This is a genomic window from Jujubicoccus corallicola, from assembly GCF_047345645.1.
Classification (GTDB): Bacteria; Pseudomonadota; Alphaproteobacteria; order Rhodobacterales; family Rhodobacteraceae; genus JBLEFH01.
Genome location: NZ_JBLEFH010000004.1, coordinates 19,699 through 40,491, shown reverse-complemented (window position 1 = coordinate 40,491; position 20,793 = coordinate 19,699). Strand labels below are relative to the sequence as shown.

The following is a 20,793-nucleotide window of genomic DNA, read 5'->3' as shown; positions in this document are numbered from 1 at the left end:
CGAAGCAGATTTTAGCGAATATCGCTCATGAATGAGGGTTTGCGAGTGAAACACGCTATAGACGAAACCGACCGCCGCATCCTGCAAGCGATTCAGGAGGACGCGCGCCTGCCCGTCACCGAACTCGCGGAACGCGTCGGCCTCTCCGCCACCCCCTGCAAACGCCGCCTCTCGGCGCTGGAGGAAGCGGGGCTGATCGAAGGCTATCACGCGCGGCTCAACCGGCGCGCCAGCGGCTATCCGATCACGGTGTTTGTCTTCGTGGAACTGGAGCGGCAGGAGGCCGAGGCGATCACCCGGTTCGAGCAGCATGTCGGCCGTTTCGAAGAGGTCGTCGGAGGGGTGCTGCTCACCGGCAGTCAGGATTTCATGCTCGAAGTCGCTGTGCGGGACCTCGAAGACTATGAACGCTTCCTGCAAACCCGGCTGATGCGGATGGACGGCATCCGCGCGGTGCGCTCGCGTTTCGCCCTCCGGCGGTTCATTGACCGGGCGCGGCTGCCGTGAGGGCGGCGTCCATCCGGGCACGGCGACGGATCATGTCACGCTGCATGAGGATGAACGTGGGGATGACGCTAAGCGCACTGATCGGACTGATGAACAGGATCATAGGGCCTGCCAGAAATGCAATTAAAGCAATCGTTAAAGCCGCAATGGCGACGATAGCCGCTGGTATCATAGAGATGATGCGGATCGCCTCCGTCGTAAATGTTTCGGCGTCCATTGAGGGGACTTCTTGGATAACATCCAAAGCCGCTAAGAAGATGAGTATGAATAGCGTCGCCACGGGCGCCGCCAAGACAATCACTAAGAAAACGAAGAGCGCAGCCCGTCCCCAGCCTTTCCATCCGCTTTTTCCGAACTCCGTCGCACTAAACCAACCAATAAGTGCTGATGAAAGCGTTCCCGAAATCGCTAAAGTCATCCCGTCAGTCGAAGGAGATCCGTCCATCGTCGTCATGGACAGCCACACAAGGGCGAAGAAGACCGCGGCACTCCCGCCGCACCAAAGCGCGCCGGCGAGCCTGAATTTTTTCATGGGTGTGTCGATTTTCAATCTTGAGAACATCAAAACTCTTTAAAACGCATAACTATTAAAAAAACCGCGCCTCCTAGGAGACGCGGCTTTCATCACTTAATCAAGACCCGCGTCTAATTCCGCGCATCCCAGAACCCCTTCACCCGGCTGAAGAAATCCTGCTGGCTGGGGGAGTTGTTCTTGCCTTCGGCCTCGAACTGTTTCAGCAGTTCTTTTTGCTTGGAGCTGAGGTTCACCGGGGTCTCGATGTCCAGCTCGATATACATATCGCCCATGGCGCTGGAGCGGATCGCGGGCATCCCCTTGCCGCGCATCCGAAGCTGTTTGCCGGACTGCACGCCCGCCGGGATCTTCACCCGGCTGCGGCCGCCATCGATGGTCGGGGCCTCGATCTCGCCGCCAAGCGCCGCCGTCGTCATGGGGACGGGGATGTGGCAGTAGAGCGTTTGGCCGTCGCGTTCGAAGATCGGGTGATCCTGCACTTCGATGAAGATGTAGAGATCGCCCGCCGGGCCGCCGCGCAGACCTGCTTCCCCTTCACCGGCGAGGCGAATGCGGGTGCCGGTCTCGACGCCCTTGGGGATGTTGACGGTCATGGTCCGGTCCTTCTGGACACGGCCCGCGCCCGCGCAGGAGCCGCAGGGGTTTTTGATGATCTGGCCGCGCCCGCCGCAGGTCGGGCAAGTGCGTTCCACCGTGAAAAACCCTTGCTGCGCGCGGACCTTGCCCATGCCTGAACAGGTCGGGCAGGTCGCCGGTTCCACGCCGCCTTCCGCGCCCGTGCCGCTGCAGCTTTCACAGGTGGCCGAGCCGGGGACGGTGATCGTCGATTGCTTGCCGTTGAACGCTTCTTCGAGGGTTACGGACATGTTGTAGCGCAGATCCGCGCCGCGGGTGCTGCGCTGCGTGCCGCCGCGCCGTCCGCCCGCGAAATTGCCGAACAGATCGTCGAACACATCGGAGAAGGCCGAGGCGAAGTCCGCGCCGCCGGGACCGCCGCCACCGGGGCGATAGCCGCCGCCCATGCCGCCTTCAAACGCCGCATGACCAAACCGGTCATAAGCCGCTTTCTTTTCAGGGTCTTTCAGCGTGTCGTAAGCCTCGTTGGCTTCCTTGAACTGCGCTTCGGCATCGGGATTGTCGGCGTTGCGGTCCGGATGGAGCTCCTTGGCTTTCTTGCGATAAGCCTTCTTGATCTCGTCATCCGACGCGCCGCGCGCCACACCCAAGACTTCGTAATAATCACGTTTTGCCATGAAATACCGATCCCTTTAAGGGGTGCGGCCCCCGGTTGAGGGGGCCGCTTTGCGCTTACGACTTCTTGTTGTCGGGATCTTCGCCGAGATCTTCGAAATCGGCATCGACCACATCGTCATCGCTGCTGGACGGGCCATCTTCGTCACCCGACGCTTCGCCATCGGCTTCCTGCGACTTGTAGATCGCCTCGCCAAGCTTGACGCTGGCCTCGCTCACATCATTGATGCGCGCCTTGATCTTCTCGGCGTCCTCGCCCTCCATGGCCTCTTTGAGGTTGGCAAGCGACATTTCGATCGCTTCCACGGTAGTCGGATCGACCTTGTCGCCATGTTCTTTGACGGCTTTCTCGGTCGAGTGGACAAGGCTTTCGGCTTGGTTGCGTGCCTCGACGAGACCGCGCTTGGCCTTATCGGCTTCGGCGTTCTCCTCGGCTTCGCGGACCATCTTGTCGATATCCTCATCGCTAAGGCCGCCCGACGCCTGAATGGTGATCTTCTGCTCTTTGCCCGTGCCTTTATCCTTGGCCGAGACGGAGACGATCCCGTTCGCGTCGATGTCGAAGGTCACTTCGATCTGGGGCAGACCGCGCGGTGCCGGCGGAATGTCCTCAAGGTTGAACTGGCCGAGCAGCTTGTTGTCGCTCGCCATTTCGCGCTCACCTTGGAATACGCGGATGGTCACGGCGTTCTGGTTGTCTTCGGCAGTCGAAAAGACCTGCGACTTCTTGGTCGGGATGGTCGTGTTCCGGTCGATGAGACGGGTGAACACGCCGCCAAGGGTCTCGATCCCGAGCGACAGCGGGGTCACGTCGAGCAGCACAACGTCTTTCACGTCGCCCTGCAAAACGCCGCCCTGAATGGCCGCGCCGAGCGCCACAACCTCATCGGGGTTCACACCCTTATGCGGTTCCTTGCCGAAGAATTTGGTGACCTCTTCGATGACTTTCGGCATCCGGGTCATCCCGCCGACCAGAACGACCTCGTCAATATCGGATTTCGACAGACCGGCATCCTTCAGCGCCGCATCGGACGGCTTGAGGGTGCGCTTGATGAGATCGTCCACGAGGCTTTCCAGCTTGGCGCGGGTCAGCTTCATGACGAGGTGCAGCGGCTGGCCATCGGCCATCGAGATAAACGGCTGGTTGATCTCGGTCGTGGTCGAGGACGAGAGCTCGATCTTGGCTTTCTCGGCCGCTTCGCGCAGACGCTGAAGCGCCATCTTGTCCTTGCGCAGATCGACGCCGTTTTCCTTTTTGAACTCGTCTGCGAGGTAGTTGACGATGCGCTCGTCGAAATCCTCACCGCCGAGGAAGGTGTCGCCATTGGTCGACTTCACTTCGAACAGGCCGTCGTCGATTTCGAGCACGGTCACGTCGAAGGTCCCGCCGCCAAGGTCGTAGACGGCAATGGTCTTGGTTTCTTTCTTGTCGAGGCCATACGCCAGCGCAGCCGCGGTCGGCTCGTTGATGATGCGCAGCACTTCGAGGCCCGCGATCTTGCCGGCGTCTTTGGTGGCCTGACGTTGTGCATCGTTGAAATACGCCGGAACGGTGATCACGGCCTTATCAACGGTCTCACCGAGATAGGACTCAGCGGTTTCCTTCATCTTTTGCAGAACGAAGGCGGAGATTTGGGAAGGCGAGTATTTCTCGTCCTTGGCTTTCACCCACGCGTCGCCATTGGGGCCTTCGACGATCTCGTAAGGCACCTTGTTCATATCTTCCTTCACGGTCGGGTCTTCGAACCGGCGGCCGATCAGGCGTTTCACAGCGGAGAGGGTGTTGGTCGGGTTGGTGACGGACTGGCGCTTGGCCGGTTGTCCGACCAGTCGCTCGTCGTCGGTGAATGCGACCACGGAGGGCGTCGTGCGCGCCCCTTCGGCGTTTTCGATCACCTTGGCGTTCTGACCATCCATGATGGCGACGCAGGAGTTCGTGGTGCCGAGGTCGATACCGATAACTTTAGACATGCATAGTTCCTTTCATTGCGGCGATATATGGCAGCAGGCCCGTTTTGGCTCCCGCCACCGATCCCGCCCGCCGAACCAATTTATGGTGCAAATCGGCCACAGCAGGCTTCTGGGCGTATATAGGGAGGGCGTTCAGGGGCTGCAAGCGGGTCAAAACCCCTAAAATGGAACAAATCGGACTCATTCTTTTGTGTGTCGTCACCCGCTCAACCCGCGCCCCTGCACGACGGCGAGGGTGGCGGTCATGATCGCGATGGCCTTTTCCTTGCCGTCTTTCTCGGCAAATGCGGTGCCTTGCGCGATCACGAGCGTGCGCCCCGGCTTGACGACCTCACCGACAAAATGGAAGCTTTGGCCGTCCGCGGGCGCGAGCAGATTGATCTTGAATTCCGCCGTCAAAACGGCGGCATCCTCGGGCATCACGCTAAAGCCCGCATAGCCGCAGGCGCTGTCCAGCACCGTCGCGACCGTTCCGGCATGGAGAAATCCGTGTTGCTGAGTGAAGTCAGGGTTGAACGGCAGCGCAATCTCAACCCGCCCATCAGTGGCGGACACCAGCGTCGCGCCGAGCGTCTCCATCACCTTCTGCTTGGCAAAGCTCTCCGCCACGCGGGGCATGATTGCATCTTTGTCGCTCATATCCATCCTCCCGAGGTCTTATCTCGGGAAGATGGTTAAAGATTTACTGACGTGCAGGCGAGTCCCCTGTCAGCTTTCTTCCGCCTCGAAATAGCGATAGCCGCGCATCAGCGGGATGACGATCTGGGTGAAGAGCGCCGCGGCAAAGAAGAAGTTGCCAATAATCGCCGGGACATAAGGCACGACAAGATAGCAGATAAATGCCAGCCCGATGCCGACGAGCCGCAGCTTGCCATCGGCGAATTGACGTGTGCGGTGGCGGTCGATCTGCGTCTGGATCACCCACAGCGCGCCGAGATAGCCGATCATCCCGAAACAGCCGATGGCGCGGTATTCAATGGGATAGGGCTCGAAAAACCCGACCTTCACCTCACCGGCGAGTGCGACGCCGACCATCACGCCGCTCATCATCAGCACCAGATGCGCCAGCCAGATGATCACCAGCGTCCATTTCTTCTCATCCTTGGGCTTGGCGTTGCCGACGAAGTCGAAATAGATCCACGCCATCACGAAAATCGCGACACCGCCGAGGATGAAGTTGAACATCACATCGGGCGAGACCTTGTAGATGCCTTTTTCGGTCAGCGTGGTGACAAGTTTAAAAAAGCCCTCACCCAGCACGATCAGGGTGAGCAGGGCGAAACGCTCCATCAGATGGCCAACGCGCGGCTGGAAGCGCGGCATCGCGATCATGCCGAATTTCGGCGCCATATAGAAAATCTGGATCAGCACCACCGCGAAGGCGAAGGCCCAATAGGCGAGCGGCTTCGGCAGGACCGCCGAGACCAGGAAGATCGCCGCGACAATCAGGAACCGCCATGCGACGCGGTTGCCGATGCTGCTTTCCAAATCGTGGCGGTTGCTGCGCATGTAGAGAAACGCGAGCAGCGCCTTGTTGAGCGCGAAAGCGAGGGCGAAGAAAGCCCACCCATTCCCGGTGATTGCCGGGATCGAGGCCGCCGCGATCATCACCGTCACAATTTGCAGCGCCATGGTGCAGCGATGTTGCCAATCCGTGCAGAGAAACACCGAGTTGAACACGCTCAGATCCGCCCAGGCAAACCACAGCGCCGTAAACATCAGTGCGAAGGTCAGAAACCCGTCCAGCCCGTGATGGTGGCTCAGATAATTCCCGAGCAGGAAAATCGTGACCACATGGATCAGGTCGTAAAACAGCTCGACCCAATGCACATGGTCCGAACTGTGATCGGCGTCCATATGGTGCTGTGGCTTGCGCCAGATCGGATAATCAGAGGCGGGCATAGAAACTCTCCAAAGCAAATGTGCGCTCCCATACCATGAGAGCACAAAAAGGCGAGAGGATTCTATTAGCCTTTCACATCACGGGCAAAATTCGCCGCATTCTCGCGGGTGGCCTCGCCATCATCGCCGCCCCAGAAGGCCGGTTGCTCCTTGGGGATGGTCAGCGCCTTGCGCACGGCGGGCCGCGCCTCCATCTGCTCAAACCAGCGCTGGAGATTGTCGAGCCCGGAAATATCCACCTTCGCCCAAGGATAGGCCCGCGCCCAAGGATAGGTCGCCATATCCGCGATGGAATAATCGCCGACGAGATAGTCCTTGCCCTTGAGCTGCGTATCCAGCACCTCCAAAATCCGTCGCGACTCCTCTACATAGCGGCGGATCGCGAAAGCATCTTCTTGTCCATTCGGCTGCGCCACGCGCTGGAAATACATCGCCTGACCCATCATCGGCCCGACATGGCCCACCTGAAAGAACAGCCATTGCAGCGCCTGCGACCGGCCCACCGGGTCCTGAGGCAGAAATTGCCGCGTCTTTTCCGCCAGATGCCACAGGATCGCGCCGCTCTCGAAAATCGACCGCCCCTCATTGCGATCAAACAATGTCGGGATTTTCCCGTTCGGGTTCATCTTGAGATAATCCGGCGCAAACTGATCGCCTTCGCCAAGATCGAGCGGCGTCAGTTCATAATCCAGCTTCGCCTCCTCCATGAAAATCACGGGCTTATAGCCATTCATCGTGGCGGCGGTGAAAAGATGCAGATCGGCCATGGGCTATGCTCCGGGGAAGTTTTCGTTGAGGTGAGTGTCGAGCCGTGCGAAGTCCGCGTCAATCTGCGGATTTTTGGTGACGTCAAACATGGCGAAGGTCGGTAGCGGCGCCATCCCATAAAACTTGCCGTTTTGATGTTGGGGGAGCAGCAGATCATCCACCGAAGCGCCCGCAAAGAACGGCTCGCTCGGATCGTTGAACGCTTCGGCAGGCGCGTTGAGGGTCACGGAGATCATGTATTTCGTGCCGCCAAGCGTGCCGCCCATGCCGTAATTCTTCTTCGGCGCGGCCCGGCTGCGACCGTCGCCCGCCGTCATGCGGCCATCCATCCCGGCCGTATAGACCTCGTCCATATATTTCTTGAGGGGCCACGGCACGCCCATGGAATTGACCGGAAACTGCCAAATCACCGCATCGGCCCAGACATGCTTTTCGATTTCCGCGTCAATGTCCCAGTCCTGATCCGCCGCTCTGCTATGCTGAACGGCGTAGCCGCTGGCACTCAGATGGTCCGTCATCCGTGCGATAATCGCGGCATTCAGCTGTCCCGCGGAATAGGGCGTCGGCTGAAAGCCGTTGATAATCAGAATGTTTTTCACGACCTCAATCTCCGCCGTTGCTTGATGTCATCTGATCGCATAGGTTACATAAGTCAACCAGTTTACTTTTAGTAACCTACATTTTGGTGGTTAAATGTCTGATCAAAGAGACCCCGATACGCACAGCCCTTGTTCCATTGAGAACGGGATGCGCGTGCTTGGCGGAAAATGGACCGGCACGATCCTTTGGCATTTGCAGGACGGGCCGAAGCGTTTCAACGCGCTCTCGCGGGAGATCGCGGGCGCGAGCAAAAAGATGATCGTCGAGCGGTTGCGTTTTCTCGAAGAGGAGGGACTGGTACGGCGGGAGATGCAGGACACCTCGCCGCCTTCGGTTGAATATAGCCTCACCCCGGCGGGACATGAGGCGCTTGATTGCCTCGACGCGCTCCGCCGGTGGTATGACGGGCGGCGTTAAGGAACCGGCTTAAACCCGGTGCCCGGTTCGTAATATTCCAGCGTCCCGTTGCGGATGTCGTTCCAGAGCCCGTGGAGCGAGAGCGTGCCGTCATTGACCGCGCTTTCGACGAAGGGGAAGGTCATCAGGTTGTTGAGCGAGACCAGCACCGCCTCTTTTTCGAGCGCGGTCAGTTTCTCCTCGCGGCTCCCCTCCATCTCCTTCACCTTCTCATAACCGGGCCGCAGGATCTCCATCCATTTGCCGACAAAGCTGTAGCTGTCCGTCAGTTGCGGCGCGTTGCCCTCGCACATATCGAAACAGCCCGCGACGCCGCCGCAGCTCGAATGGCCGACCACCAGAAGGTTCGACACTTTGAGGCTGCCAACCGCATATTCAATCGCCGCCGACGTCCCGTGACGCGCGTCATCGGGCTCATAGGGCGGAATCATGTTGGCGATATTGCGGTGAATGAAAAACTCCCCGCTATCGGCGCCGAACATGCCGGTCACATGGACCCGGCTGTCGCAGCAGGAAATGATCATTGCCCGCGGGCGCTGCCCCTCATCGGCCAAACGGGCATACCATGCTTTGTTTTCAGCAAATTGCACGGCGCGCCATCCGGCGTAACGGGTCCGCAGATAGGTCGGCAGGGGGCGAGCTTTGTCCATTTCTTTCCTCGGTATTAACACAATATCTTGCATTTTTCGCAAAATGCTACACAACTCCTTTGTATTTTGCCGCGAGTAGCGTAAGGATTCAATTAGGGAATGATGTTAGAACCGAAATCGGTGAGAGACGGGGTACAAGAATGGCGGGTCAAGTGATCCAGATGCCCTCCGGTAGGGCGAGCCAGGCAGCGGATAAGATCGAGATCCGGAGCTTGAAAACGCTGGGTGCCGGTGCTGAGGCAGAACGCCTCGGTATACATTTGGTGGATCTCGCAAGCCGTCTTGAAACCGCGATTGCCCGGAATGACAGCGATGCGATTGCCCGTTTGGCCGGGGCGATCACGCGGCTGTCTTTGCAGGCAAATGAACCGGTTCTGACCGATCTGGGCTGCCGTCTGAGCGACGTGGCCGAGGATCGCGCCGCGCGCGGTGCGGTTGGCAAACGTCTCATTCAGGCCTGCTGCGACCGGCTGATCATCCGGGACCGCGTCTCCCTCTGAAATTGGTAAATGGCGAAGCGTGGACGCAGCCTCTCGGGCGCGCCGCCAACGTCTGCTGAAAATCCCTCCGCAAATGTCGCACCCCCTTTGACTGCTCCGGCAAAGCCGCTAGGCTCTGGCGCAAATCAAGGAGAGTGCCCATGGCCCCGCGTTTTTCGACCGCTGACAATCCCATCCCTCTATATCTTGTGCGCAAGGATGCGGGCCTGCCCGGCGATCTGCCCGCACCCGCCCGCGCGTTTGCGGAGGCGAGCGGGTTTGAGGGCAAGGCGGGTCAGGCGCTCGCGCTGCCGGGCGCGGATGGCCAGATCGTCGCGGCTCTGGCGGGATTTTCGGACGCCGAGCGGGCGGAGCGGTTCCAACTGGCCGCCGTTGCGGACAAACTCCCTGAAGGCGATTACCGCCTCGTCGGCGATCTGACGGATAAAGAAGCGAACGAGGCCGCGCTTGGCTGGCTCCTCGGCATGTATCGCTTCGACCGCTATGCCGATCAGCCGGAGCCGAAAGCCCGCCTCGTCGCGCCGGAGCGGATCGACGCCAAGCGCATCGAGACCATCGCGACCGGCGTTTACATGATCCGCGATCTCATCAACACGCCCGCGCAGGATATGGGGCCGGAAGATCTCGAAACGGTCATCCATGATCTCGGCGAGGAGTTCGGCGCGGAGGTCACTTCCATCGTCGGCGATCAGCTTCTGACCGAAAATTTCCCGATGATCCACGCCGTCGGCCGCGCCGCACCGCAAGCGCCGCGCCTGATCGAACTCAACTGGGGCGATAGCGGGCCGCGCGTCACGTTGGTCGGCAAGGGGATTTGCTTCGACACGGGCGGGCTGAACCTCAAGCCGGGCAGCTCCATGGGGTTGATGAAAAAGGACATGGGCGGCGCGGCCAACGCCATCGGCCTTGCGGGGATGATCATGAGCCTCGGCCTCAATGTCCGCCTGCGCTTGCTGATCCCGGCGGCGGAAAACGCGATCGACGGGGACGCGTTCCGCCCGCAGGATATTCTCAACTCGCGCAAGGGCTTGACCGTCGAGATCAACAATACCGACGCCGAAGGCCGTCTCGTCCTCGCCGACGCGCTCGCCTATGCCGATGAGAGCGAAAACGATCTCATCCTCTGCATGGCGACGCTGACCGGCGCGGCCCGCGTGGCGCTTGGCCCCGACATTCACCCCTTTTACAGCAGCGATCCGAGCCTCGGCATCGCGCTGGCGCAAGCCGCGAATGATCAGGCGGATCCGATTTGGGAAATGCCCTTCTGGCCCGCCTATGAAGATCTGATCGAGCCGGGCATCGCCGATCTCGACAACGCGCCGAAGGGCGGCATGGCGGGCTCCATCACGGCGGCGCTCTTCCTCAAGCGTTTCGTCACCAATAACGACCGTTTCGCGCATTTTGACATTTATGGCTGGGTGCCGTCGTCGAAACCGGGCCGGCCCAAGGGCGGCGAGGCGCATGGCGTGCGGGCGATGCTTCAGGTCATTGAAAACCTATGAGTTTCGACGCTCGCCTCATGCCCGCCCGCCCCGAAGTCGCCGCCGAACATCTGCGCGGCGAGGTGGAGGCCGCGCGCTTCGATCCGGGCCGCGCCATGCGGGTGGCGGTGCCGGTCCTCGACCTCACGCGCCACCCTGACCCGGACGGCCCGCTGGAGACGCAGCTTTTGCTCGGGGAGGGCTTTACCGTCTATGATATCGATCGAAAACAACAGCTTGGCTGGGGGCAATCGGCGACGGATGATTATGTCGGCTGGGTGCCGCTCGCCTGTCTCGACGAGCCGGAGGTCGCGACCCATAAGGTCACGGCACTCGCCACCCATGTTTATGAGGAGCCGTCGATGAAAACCCGCCCGATCGCGGCGCTCCCCTTTATGGCGGAACTCGTGGTGATCGGCGAGGAGGGCGATTTCTACGCGGCCAAAGCGGGCGGTTTCATCCCGCGCCAGCATCTCGCGCCGGTCACGCAGATGGCGGCGGATTTCGTCGCCGAATGTGGGCGTTTGCTCGGCGTGCCCTATCTCTGGGGCGGGCGCAGCCCGTGGGGGATCGACTGCTCCGCCCTCATCCAGACGGGCCTGCGTGCCTGCGGGAAAGCCGCGCTGCGCGACACGGATATGCAGGAAGCGACCCTCGGCACCGCGCTACCGGAAGATGCGCCGCTGGAGCGCGGTGATCTCATTTTCTGGAAGGGCCATATCGGTGTGATGGAGGACGCCGAGACGCTGCTCCACGCCAATGCGCATCACATGGCGGTGGCGCGGGAGCCGCTGGCCGAAGCAGTGTCGCGGATCGAGGCGCGCGGCGACGGGCCAATCACCTCGCGCAGACGCCTCTCCTGAAACGAAAAAACCCGCCAGACTAGCGGGTTTTTCTTATCTGTCAGGGCGTGTTACGCCGCGCCCGCATGGCCGACATAGACATAGCGGATCGGCGAGGCGTCCTCGGGCAGAAGCTGGTCCGCCATGTCGAGACGCTGCTCATCCACCATGATCCGCTCGACATTGCCGCGGAAGGTGTAGCCAGTCACGCCCGCGACGCGCTCGATCTCGCCGGTCGGCATGGTCAGCGACAGGCAGTCATTGCCCCGGTTCGGCATCCCCGAGCAGGGCACCGCACCGTTGACGGTCACGGTCAGGCGGGTCGAACTCAGCACCGTCGCGCTCTCGCCAACCGCCACATCGGGCATTCCGGCAGGAACCGGCGGCGTGACAGCGGGGTCAACCTCCCCCGGACCGGTCAGAACCGGCTCAGGCGGGTTGCCGGGTGTGGTCTGAACCTGCGGCGCCGAGGGCGGGCCCGCATTCAGCAGACTTCCCTGAATGCCAGGCTGATCGCTGGTCGCCCCTTGCGAGCCGGGTTTGCGGAAATCCACCGTCTGCGAACAGGCCGAAACGGCGATCAGAACCGCCAGTGCCGCGCCCGCGCGCATCAGACGCTTTCCTCGATCCAGCTTTTCAGCGCCGGTTTCGGGGCCGCGCCCGCACGGTTTGAAACGATCTCGCCATCCTTGAAGATGAAGAGCGCCGGAATGCCGCGAATGCCAAGCTGCGCGGTGATATTCGGGTTCTCGTCCACATTTACCTTGGCGATTTTGACGTTCTCGCCGAACTCGTCGGACAGCTCTTCGAGCGCCGGGCCAATCTGCTTACAGGGGCCGCACCACTCCGCCCAGAAATCGACGACAACAGGCTCGCCAGATTGCAGGACTTCAGACTCAAAATTCGCATCGGTCACTTTAACGGTCGCCATGATGGCCTCCTTTACCGGATAGTGTCGGGGGCAGAGAGTAGGGGCCATTGCCAAGGCTTTCAATAGAGGAGGCGCGCTTCTTTCTCATCCGCTGCGGCGACGAAACGCGCGGCGGCGGCTTCCAGCATCTCAGGTGGCAGGGTCATGAGCGCGGCGGTGCGGGTCCACAGCAGCGCGATCCGCACCTCTTTGTCGCGGTAGATCCGCGACAGGGCGAGGTGATACGCGCCCATCTGCCGCAAGATCGCCTCCGGCACCTCCGCAGTTCTCTGCGGGACGGTCTGATGCGTTTTGAAGTCGACGGCCAGCACGGCGTCCTCCGTCTCGATCAGCCGGTCGATGATCCCTTCGATCTGGAGCCGGTCGCTGATCTCGACCGAAAACGGCGTTTCGGTCAGCCCGGTGGCGAAGAGATCGGGATGCGCGGCGATCACCGCCGAGGCTTCCCGGCGCACCGGATTGTCCGGCGGCGGCGCTGCGGCAAGCGGGTCCTCACCGCCGCCAAGCCATTCCAGCATCTGGTGAACCTGCGCGCCATGCGCCCGCCCGCCCGGACCCTCCGTCGCCTCGCCGGGACCGGGCGGCAGGCTATGCGCAAGTTCCGGGTCGTGGCGCGACGGATTGAGGCGAATGATGCGCGGCACTGGCGCGAGGCTGGCAAACTGGCGCGGCGTGGTGGGCGCGGTCTGCGTTGGCGCGGCGGGTGAATCGGCGGCGGCGTCCGGCGCAATCCAGTCCCGTTGCAGCGTCAGGATATCCTCGCCACCGCCCGGATGCGGCGCCGTTTCCGCACCAAGCGCCTCCATCGCCTTGCGCGCCTCATCATACCAAAGCGGGTTCTTCGGATCCTCCGGCAAATCCCCGGCACCGGCGATCACCAACCAGCTTTCCGCCCGCGTCATCGCGACGTAAAGCAGCCGCGCGCGCTCCTCCTGCTGGACCTTATCGCGCTTTGCCATCGCATCGCGCAACGGCGGCGGCGCGCCGTCTTTCTTACCCCACACCGGCAGCCCGCCCAGATCGGTGATCCGATGCCGCTCCGGCGGCGCTTTGATCGTCCCGGTCTGCGGCAGGATCACCATCGGCGCTTCGAGCCCCTTCGCCCCGTGGATGGTCATCACGCGCACAAAGGGACTGTCCGTCTCCATCTCGCGCTTGATATCGGTGTCATCGCCCTCCATCAGCGCGAGGAAACTCGTCAGGCTCGGCACCGCGTTCTGCTCAAACCCGCGCGCGATCTCCATCAGCGCGTCGATCCCGTCCTCCGCCTCCAGCCCGAGCCGCGCGATCAGGCGGCGGCGTCCGTCATGGCGAATGAGCAGGCGAGACAAGAGCTCATACGGTCGCAGAAACCCGGCCGCGTTCATCATATCGGTCAGCATCGCCGCCGCCGCGCCCGTCGGCCCGCTTTCCTCCCGGCGCAGCGCATCCCAAAGCGTGCCCGCCCGTCCATGCGCCAGCCGATAGAGCGCCGCCTCATCCACATCGCAGAGCGGCGAGCGCAGCACTTCGGCCAGCGCCAGATCATCAAGCGGCAACTCTATGAAACGCAGCAGTGCCATGAGATCCTTCACCGCCAATTCGTCATGCAGCTTGAGCCGATCCGACCCCGCGACCGGCACTTTTTCGGCCTTCAGCGCCCGGATCGTCGCATGAAACAGCGCCGAGCGGCTGCGGAAGAGGATCATCACATCGCCCGCCGAAAACGGCGTCTCGCGCCCCGGAAGCGGCAGGCCCGCGTCGATCTGCGCCCGGATGAATTGCGCCATCTGCTCCGCCAGTTGCGCATCGGGATTGCTCGGCGCGGGCGCGCCTTCGATACGATCAAACGCGCCCTTATCCTTGTCCTTATCCGACGGAATATAGGGCCAAAGATCGACCCGCCCCGGCATCTCGCGCCCGGCCCGGTGGGTGATGTCGAGCTTCTCCATCAGCCCGCGCGAGACCGCATCGACAAACTCAAGGATCACCGCCGAGGAGCGGAAGGAATAGAGCAGATCATGGGCGCTGAGTTCCTCGCCCGCCGCGTCGAGATTTCGGCTGAAATGTTTCTTCCAGCTTTCGAACCCGTCCGCATCCGCGCCCTGAAAGCTGTAGATCGATTGCTTCTCATCCCCGACGACAAAGAGCGTTCGCGTCTCGTCCCGCGCGCCGCTCCCGGCGAAGAATTCCTCGGTGAGTTGCCCGATGATCGCCCATTGATGCGGCGAAGTATCCTGCGCCTCGTCGACCAGAATATGGTCGATCCCGCCATCGAGTTTCCACAGCACCCAAGCGGCCATGTCCGATCGTTCCAGCAATCTTCGGGTGCGGATGATGAGATCATGGAAGTCCAGCAACCCGCGCGCCGCCTTGGCCGTTTCGTATTCTTTGAGGAAAAGATGAGCGAAGCGCCAGAGCGTCAGCGCGCGGTCATAGGCGGCGGCGGCTTGCCGCTTCGGCAACGCCTCCTCCAGCGCATCCGCCAACTGGTTGAGATCTTCCCGCGCCGGACCAAGCGCCTCCCGTGTGGGCTTGTTTCCGAAGCTATCGGCCTTGGATGCGTTCGGATTTTTAGCCCCGGACCCGGTGAGCAAATAGCCCTCGAAAAAGTCGTAAGCCGCGCGCTCATTCGTCGCGAGGCTTCGTAACAGCGGCACACGCGCCTGATCCGTCTTGTTCCCATGAAGTTCAAACGCCGCCGCGAGATGCGTCGCCAACTCACCAAGATCGCCCAAGAACGGCGCGACGACCGCCTCCTCGCTCCGCCCGTCCGCGTCAAGCGCCTCCGCCAAAGCTGCATCATCCGGCTTGTTCGCCAGCAAATCCCGGTGATTGTTGATGGATTTGAGCAAATCCGTCGCATCGAGATCGTTGAGATGCGCCGCCAGTGCGCGAAACTCCGGCGTGTCCGCGAGCGACTCCGCCACCTGTTCGCGCAACTGCTCTGCGGCGCGGTCCTCCATCATGGTGAAGAGCGGCGAGACCCCGGCTTCCAGCGGGAACCGGCGCAGCACCGCGTCGCAGAAACTGTGGATCGTCTGGATTTTCAGCCCGCCGGGCGTCTCCAAAGCGCGGGCAAAGAGGCGGCGCGCGGCGGCCAGGTCTTCGCTCGAAAAGCTGCGCGGCTCTTCCTCGATCTCGTTGAGCGCGGCGGCGAGCCCCTCATCTTCCAACATCGTCCAAGTGCCGAGGCTCTTGAACAGCCGGTCCTGCATCTCGGCGGCGGCGGCTTTGGTGAAGGTCAGGCAGAGGATTTTCTGCGGCGGCACATTGCCCAGCAGCAGCCGCGCCACGCGGTTGGTCAGCACCCGCGTCTTGCCCGACCCGGCATTGGCGACCACCCAGCTCGACCGTTTCGGCGCGGCGGCGCGGATCTGCGCGCGGGTGGCGTCGGTCATCTTGCGCGTCATGGCCCCACCTTTTGCGGCTTTTTCGGATCACCGTCGCTCCACTCGCCAAAGCGGGCGAGGTGGTCATAGTCCTTGTCGTAATCCTTATCGCTCGGCCAGAGCCGCGAGACATAGGCCGCCCCTTCCAGATACCGCGTCATGAGCGCATCGGCGCGGGCCAGAACCTCGTCCGGGGTCGGCTCCTCGGGCGGGGTCTGGCGCTTGAGCGCGCCCTTGTCGATATGGGTCAGCGAGCAATATTCGCCATGGATCACCGGCGCGGCAGGCACGCCATCAAACGCACCGCGAGACGCCATTGCCGTCTCCAGCGCGACCTGATGATCGAAGCTGACAAGCTGCGCCACCGTCGGCAAGCCGCTGGTTTTATAGTCGTAAATGACGAGGCCATTTGCGTCGCCATCAATGCGGTCGGCGGTGCCGATCAGCGTGCCGCCGCCCGCGAGCGCGAGTTGCCCCTGCACCTCGGTCGTCAACGGTTTGGCACGTTCGCGGCGGTCTCGCTCGGCAGCGATCCAGAGCGGGATCAGGCTCTCAAGCCGCGCCCGCCAGAGCGTCCGTGTCAGCGTCCACGGCACTTGCGCTTGCAGCTCTTCCTCGGCAATCGCGGTCAGCAGCGCCTCGGCATCATTGGGCAAATGCTCCGTCGTCGCCTGCACGAACCGCTCTAAAATCCCATGCAGCAAGGTCCCGCGCAGGATCTGGTCGGGCGTCTCGCCAAGAGGGGGCAGCGGCTTTAACCGGAGAATATAGCGCGCGTAAATCGCATAGGGATCGCGCCCCAGCTTCTCGACCCGCGTGACGGAAATCTGCGCAGGCCGCGCGGCGAGCGGCGGCGAGGGGGCGGGTCTCGGCGCGCGCGGCGCGGCGGGCGTGGCGTGATACGCAGCGGCCTCGGCCATGAGCGCTTTGCCCCGGTTTTCAGCCTCCTGCCAGATCGCCTTGCCGCCTTCGATCCCCTTCACCAGATTTTCCAGCCGGATCAGCCAGCGCGAGGCAATTTGCGGGGTCGTCCCGGTCCGCGCCGCGCGGGAGAGGATCACCGCAGCCGCGCCGCTTGCCTGACTGAAATCATGGGCGGAAAGGCCGATCTGCCGCTCGGGCAGGGGCAGGCCGAGATCGCGGCGCATCTGCCGATTGATCCACGGATCGGCCATCGGACTCATCGGCCAGATCCCGTCATTGAGCCCGCCCAGAATGATCAAATCCGCCGCCGCGACCCGCGCCTCCAGCGTGCCGAGGATCTTGATCCGGCTCTCGGCGCGCTCGGCGGAGGCGGAGAGGTTGCGCTGCGCAATCAGGCTGTGGAAAAGCGCGCTGTAATCGAGTGGCGTCAGCGGCCCGGCGGCGGCGCTTTGCGCGATCAGCTCGCGGAGCAGGGCCAGCGCGAGCGCGCCTTCCTCGTCCTGCCAAAGCCCTTCAGGATCACCGCCAAGACCCGTATACAGCGCCTCGGCGCGGGTCAGATGCGCCTTGGCATAGGCCGCGAGGCTCGCATCTTCGGGTGTGATCGAGAGCGCCGTTTCCAGCGCGTCAACCCATTCGGAAATATCCTCATCGCCGCGCGCCTCCGCCCATGCCCGCAGCGCCGGCCAGTCGCCCGACGCCGCCTGACCGCGAAGCATCTCCTTCTCCAGCGCGCGCAACCGGCGCAGATGCAGCCCGCGCAGCGGCGTGCCATCGGGCGCTTCCGCCGCGCGCCATGTGAAGGGATGTTTGAGCAGCGCGACCAGCGGCGCAAGGCCCGCATCCTCTTCCGACGCATCGAGAACCAGCCGCAAAAACAATCCCGTAGGCGTCTGCTGAAGCGGCGTTCCGGCGCTGTCATCTGGCAGGATCCGCCAGCGATCCAGCGCCGCAGTCACTTGCCGCGCAAGGTCGCGATCCGGGGTGATCAGCGCCGCCCGCTGCCCGTCTGCCGCCGCGGCGCGCAGGGCGTAAGCAATGCTCTCGGCCTCCTCGCGCGGCGAGTCGGCGGTGAGAAGGGTCAGGTTTTCAAAGGCCGCGCCAAGCTCCGGCGCAAGTTTCGGGGCCTCGCGCAGCCAGTGATCGGTGACCGGCGGCGGGCGCAGCGCGAGCGACATCAGCTTGGCTCGCGCCGGAACCGGCACTGTGCCCGCCCAAACGGGCAGGTCCGCAACCGACACCCCAAGCCGCGCCGCGAGCCGGGCAAAGCCGCTCTGCGGATGGTCATATTCCGCGCGCTCATCCCGCCGGCCCAAAGCCTCCCACTGGCTCGCGGGCATGTAGGGATCGACTCCGGGCAGGATCACCGCACCATTTGGCAGGCGCGAGACGACCGCCATCATCGCAGCGGTTCCCGCGCGCGATCCGGTCGAGCCGACCATAAGCAGCGGGCCTTGCGGCGGCGCGGCCTCCCAAACCGGGCCGAGCAACGCCGCCAGCGCGCGCAGCCGCGCCTGCGTTCCGGACTGCCCCGAAAAATCCGTGAGAAGGCGCAAGAATGTCAGCGCGCGCTGCCAATGGGCGGAATATTGTTCGTCCACGAGTTCATCCAGCGCCGTGAGTGGAATATCTTCCCCCGCCATCTCGTCGAGCAGCGCCAGCAAACTCCCCGCAAGATCGAAGGCGGCAGCGGGCGGCGCGAGGTCGCGCTCCGCCTCCAGCAACGCGCGCACAAGTTGCGTCAGGCGCAATTGCCGCGCCAGAAGCGGCTCGCCCGGCTCCGGCAGCGCGGGATGTGCCGCGAGCGCGTCGAGCATGGTCATTTTCGGCATCAGCCGCACGCCCCGCGCTCGAAACATATCGGTCAGGCGACGCTTGAGACGGCCCGTCGCGACGATCAGATGACAGCGCGCGAGCGCGTCTCCGGTGCCAACCCGTGCGAGCAGCCCGTCCGCGATGGCCTCCGCCATATCCGCGCCGATGGGGATGGTGAAAAGACGGGCCTCTGCCTGCGGCTCAAACATCGCGGGCCAGCGCGGCTTCTGCGACCGCGATCCCTTCGGGACGGCCCACATCGACCCATCCGCCGCGATGCACCGCGCCGTAAAGCTGCCCCTTTTCAAGCAGTTGGTTCCAGAGAAGATTGAGCGAAAACGCATCTTCCCTAATGTTTTCGAGGTCGTTCGTGCGCAGGATTTGCGCGCCGGAATAGACATAGGGCGCGCTTGCTGCATCGCCGCGCCGGGTCAGGCGACCATCGGCGTCCATGAAGAAATCACCCGGCCCGCGATGCTCCTCCGCTTGGTCTTTTTCGAGAAGCAGGAGCAGCGCACCCATCTCGTCGCGCCACGAGGACTCCAATTCTTTCAATGGGTTCGCGCCGGTCCAGACGGCATCGCTGTTCAGCGTAAACACCGGATCTGTGTCCAGCAGGGGAAGCGCATTTTTCAGCCCGCCGCCGGTTTCCAAAATCTCCGGTTCATGGGAAATCGTGATCTGCGGCGTCTCGATCTGCGCGCAATGCGCGGCAATCTGATCGCCGTGATAATGCGTGTTCACCACGGCGCGCGTCAGTCCCGCACCCCGCACCTGATCCAGCGCATGATCAAGGAGCGGACGCCCCGCGACCTCAATGAGCGGTTTGGGCCGGTCCGCCGTGAGCGCGCCCATGCGGGTGCCGAACCCGGCGGCGAAAAGCAGAAGCGGGCGGGTCGTCATGCGCGGCTCCAATCGATTTCGCTCGGCGGCGGAACATGCGCGTCTACCCAAGCCTTGAGGTCCGCGAGATGCGGCGCGGCCAGCGCCTCCTGCAACAGCCGCCAGACCCGCTCCAGATGCGCCGCATATCCGGGGCGACCCTCACGGGTGAGCCTTGCGAAAATCCCCAGCACTTTCAAATGTCTCTGCGCCGCGAGCGCGTGATAATCTTCCATAAAGGCGACCGGATCATAGCCGGTTTTCGCGAGATAGTCGCTCAGAAGCTGGTCCCGCAGCGCCGGTGTCACATCGCGCCGCGCATCCTCGAAAAGCGACATGAGATCGTAAGCCGGGTGGCCGACCCGCGCGTCCTGATAGTCAAGCAGGCCGACCTTGGCTAACCCCTCCCGCTCCGGCAGCCACAGCAGATTTTCCGCATGAAAATCAAGGAGCAAAAGGACGGGCGGCGTTCTGTGCGTCGCGGCGATGCTCTCAAGGATCAGCGCTGTCCCGGCGTCGCGGTCACCCTGATGCGGATAGTGATCCGTGAACCGATGCGCCTCACGGGTGAAAATCTCGGTGTCGTAGCGCGGACAGATGGCGGGCGGTTTCAGCGTCTGAACATGAGCGATAATCTCGACCGCCGCGGCGTAGAATTCCGCCTCGCGCTCCGGATCCTCACGCAGCAGCACCGCAAAGCTGTCATCGCCGAGATCCTCGATCAGCATCAGACCCTTAGCGTCGTCCACCGCATAGATTTCGGGCGCACTCAGACCTGCGCCGCGCAGCGTGTCGGTCATGGTCACAAAGGCGGTGAGCGGGGCGTTGTCCTGCGGCGGCGCATCCATCAGCACGGCGCGGCGCGCGCCGTGCGTGACGCGATCATAACGGCGGTTCGAGGCATCCCCGGCAAGGAAACTGCGGGTTGCGTCACCCCAACCGGCCTGCGCCAGAAACTGTGTTTTCGCCCCCTCGCGCGTCATGCGGCGGTGTCCAGAAGGCGGGCCGTGGCAGGGCCGGTGATCGTTACGTCCCGGCGGTCCTCGGTCGAGTCCGGGATGGTAAACCGGAGTGTGGTGAGCTGCGGCGGCGCAAAGCTGCCAAGCCGCTCGGGCCACTCAATGAGGCAGATGGCCGTGTCGAACGCATCCGTCAGTCCGAGTTCCAACAGCTCATCTATTTCCGCGAGGCGGTAAAGATCTGCGTGCCAGACCTCGACGCCCTCAGTCTCATAGGTCTGGACCAACGTAAAACTTGGGGACGGCACTTCCTGAGCGCCGGTCAATTCACGGATAAAAGCCCGTGCAAACAAGGTTTTGCCAACCCCGACCGGACCTTGCAGGCCGATCACATCGCCGAGCTGGCAACGCGGTGCGAGGGCGCGGGCGAACTGCTCCGTGTCCGCTTCGGTGTCGAGACTGATCTGATCCTGCACGGCTCCCCCGC

At 62.8% G+C, this 20,793-nt stretch carries 20 protein-coding genes; 5 read left to right on the top strand and 15 right to left on the bottom strand.

The features are described from left to right. Window positions 1-45: 45 nt before the first annotated feature. Complete coding sequence (locus ACMA5I_RS07900) at window positions 46-507, top strand: Lrp/AsnC family transcriptional regulator (RefSeq protein WP_525885709.1); 462 nt, start codon at window positions 46-48, stop codon at window positions 505-507. On the opposite strand, the gene ACMA5I_RS07895 is transcribed toward ACMA5I_RS07900, so the two are convergent. From ACMA5I_RS07895 to ACMA5I_RS07865, 7 genes are all read right to left on the bottom strand, one after another. Beyond that, window positions 482-1,057: a hypothetical protein gene (locus ACMA5I_RS07895; RefSeq protein ID WP_525885708.1), complete on the bottom strand. Its 576-nt coding sequence runs from the start codon at window positions 1,055-1,057 to the stop codon at window positions 482-484. The two genes, ACMA5I_RS07900 and ACMA5I_RS07895, sit on opposite strands and share 26 nt — an antisense overlap. Window positions 1,058-1,152: 95 nt before the next feature. After that, entirely contained in the window at window positions 1,153-2,295 is a 1,143-nt protein-coding gene (dnaJ, locus tag ACMA5I_RS07890; RefSeq protein WP_525885707.1) for a molecular chaperone DnaJ, read from the bottom strand. A 55-nt stretch (window positions 2,296-2,350) separates the two neighbouring features. Next, entirely contained in the window at window positions 2,351-4,264 is a 1,914-nt protein-coding gene (dnaK, locus tag ACMA5I_RS07885; protein ID WP_525885706.1) for a molecular chaperone DnaK, read from the bottom strand. Window positions 4,265-4,462: 198 nt separating this feature from the next. Beyond that, window positions 4,463-4,903: a PaaI family thioesterase gene (locus tag ACMA5I_RS07880; protein WP_525885705.1), complete on the bottom strand. Its 441-nt coding sequence runs from the start codon at window positions 4,901-4,903 to the stop codon at window positions 4,463-4,465. Between the two features lie 69 nt (window positions 4,904-4,972). Beyond that, on the bottom strand, window positions 4,973-6,166 hold the full coding sequence (locus ACMA5I_RS07875; RefSeq protein ID WP_525885704.1) for a low temperature requirement protein A: 1,194 nt from the start codon (window positions 6,164-6,166) through the stop codon (window positions 4,973-4,975). 65 nt (window positions 6,167-6,231) lie between these two features. After that, complete coding sequence (locus tag ACMA5I_RS07870; protein WP_525885703.1) at window positions 6,232-6,933, bottom strand: glutathione S-transferase family protein; 702 nt, start codon at window positions 6,931-6,933, stop codon at window positions 6,232-6,234. A 3-nt stretch (window positions 6,934-6,936) separates the two neighbouring features. Continuing rightward, complete coding sequence (locus ACMA5I_RS07865) at window positions 6,937-7,533, bottom strand: NAD(P)H-dependent oxidoreductase (protein WP_525885702.1); 597 nt, start codon at window positions 7,531-7,533, stop codon at window positions 6,937-6,939. A gap of 94 nt (window positions 7,534-7,627) precedes the next feature. Between ACMA5I_RS07865 and ACMA5I_RS07860 the strand changes: the two genes are divergently transcribed. Continuing rightward, window positions 7,628-7,951: a winged helix-turn-helix transcriptional regulator gene (locus tag ACMA5I_RS07860; RefSeq protein WP_525885701.1), complete on the top strand. Its 324-nt coding sequence runs from the start codon at window positions 7,628-7,630 to the stop codon at window positions 7,949-7,951. Here the strand turns inward: ACMA5I_RS07860 and ACMA5I_RS07855 are convergent. After that, on the bottom strand, window positions 7,948-8,601 hold the full coding sequence (locus ACMA5I_RS07855) for a carbonic anhydrase (protein WP_525885700.1): 654 nt from the start codon (window positions 8,599-8,601) through the stop codon (window positions 7,948-7,950). The genes ACMA5I_RS07860 and ACMA5I_RS07855 overlap by 4 nt on opposite strands. A gap of 140 nt (window positions 8,602-8,741) precedes the next feature. Here ACMA5I_RS07855 and ACMA5I_RS07850 point away from each other — a divergent pair, with 140 nt between their 5' ends. The 3 genes from ACMA5I_RS07850 to ACMA5I_RS07840 all read left to right on the top strand — a co-directional run bounded on the left by ACMA5I_RS07850 (window position 8,742) and on the right by ACMA5I_RS07840 (window position 11,445). Beyond that, window positions 8,742-9,101, top strand: coding sequence for a hypothetical protein (locus tag ACMA5I_RS07850; RefSeq protein WP_525885699.1), 360 nt, complete (start codon window positions 8,742-8,744; stop codon window positions 9,099-9,101). A gap of 140 nt (window positions 9,102-9,241) precedes the next feature. Continuing rightward, on the top strand, window positions 9,242-10,603 hold the full coding sequence (locus ACMA5I_RS07845) for a leucyl aminopeptidase family protein (protein WP_525885698.1): 1,362 nt from the start codon (window positions 9,242-9,244) through the stop codon (window positions 10,601-10,603). Then, window positions 10,600-11,445 (top strand): C40 family peptidase, encoded by an 846-nt coding sequence (locus ACMA5I_RS07840; RefSeq protein ID WP_525885697.1) that lies wholly within the window; start codon window positions 10,600-10,602, stop codon window positions 11,443-11,445. Before ACMA5I_RS07845 ends, ACMA5I_RS07840 begins: the two co-directional genes overlap by 4 nt. A gap of 50 nt (window positions 11,446-11,495) precedes the next feature. On the opposite strand, the gene ACMA5I_RS07835 is transcribed toward ACMA5I_RS07840, so the two are convergent. Genes ACMA5I_RS07835 through tsaE form a run of 7 tightly spaced genes read right to left on the bottom strand, consistent with a single transcriptional unit; the run spans window position 11,496 to window position 20,782 of the window. Then, window positions 11,496-12,035 (bottom strand): hypothetical protein, encoded by a 540-nt coding sequence (locus tag ACMA5I_RS07835; RefSeq protein ID WP_525885696.1) that lies wholly within the window; start codon window positions 12,033-12,035, stop codon window positions 11,496-11,498. Beyond that, window positions 12,035-12,355: a thioredoxin gene (trxA, locus tag ACMA5I_RS07830; RefSeq protein WP_525885695.1), complete on the bottom strand. Its 321-nt coding sequence runs from the start codon at window positions 12,353-12,355 to the stop codon at window positions 12,035-12,037. Before trxA ends, ACMA5I_RS07835 begins: the two co-directional genes overlap by 1 nt. Before the next feature lie 59 nt (window positions 12,356-12,414). Beyond that, window positions 12,415-15,747 carry a double-strand break repair helicase AddA gene (gene addA / locus ACMA5I_RS07825; protein WP_525885694.1) on the bottom strand — a complete coding sequence of 1,111 codons (3,333 nt, stop codon included), beginning with the start codon at window positions 15,745-15,747 and terminating at the stop codon, window positions 12,415-12,417. Further along, window positions 15,744-18,674 carry a double-strand break repair protein AddB gene (gene addB, locus ACMA5I_RS07820; protein ID WP_525885693.1) on the bottom strand — a complete coding sequence of 977 codons (2,931 nt, stop codon included), beginning with the start codon at window positions 18,672-18,674 and terminating at the stop codon, window positions 15,744-15,746. Before addB ends, addA begins: the two co-directional genes overlap by 4 nt. Continuing rightward, on the bottom strand, window positions 18,667-19,368 hold the full coding sequence (locus tag ACMA5I_RS07815; protein WP_525885692.1) for a nucleotidyltransferase family protein: 702 nt from the start codon (window positions 19,366-19,368) through the stop codon (window positions 18,667-18,669). The genes addB and ACMA5I_RS07815 overlap by 8 nt, the downstream gene beginning before the upstream one ends. Further along, window positions 19,365-20,330, bottom strand: a complete 966-nt coding sequence (locus ACMA5I_RS07810; RefSeq protein WP_525885691.1) for an aminoglycoside phosphotransferase family protein — start codon at window positions 20,328-20,330, stop codon at window positions 19,365-19,367. Before ACMA5I_RS07810 ends, ACMA5I_RS07815 begins: the two co-directional genes overlap by 4 nt. After that, window positions 20,327-20,782 (bottom strand): tRNA (adenosine(37)-N6)-threonylcarbamoyltransferase complex ATPase subunit type 1 TsaE, encoded by a 456-nt coding sequence (tsaE, locus tag ACMA5I_RS07805; protein ID WP_525885690.1) that lies wholly within the window; start codon window positions 20,780-20,782, stop codon window positions 20,327-20,329. Before tsaE ends, ACMA5I_RS07810 begins: the two co-directional genes overlap by 4 nt. Between the last annotated feature and the right edge of the window lie 11 nt (window positions 20,783-20,793).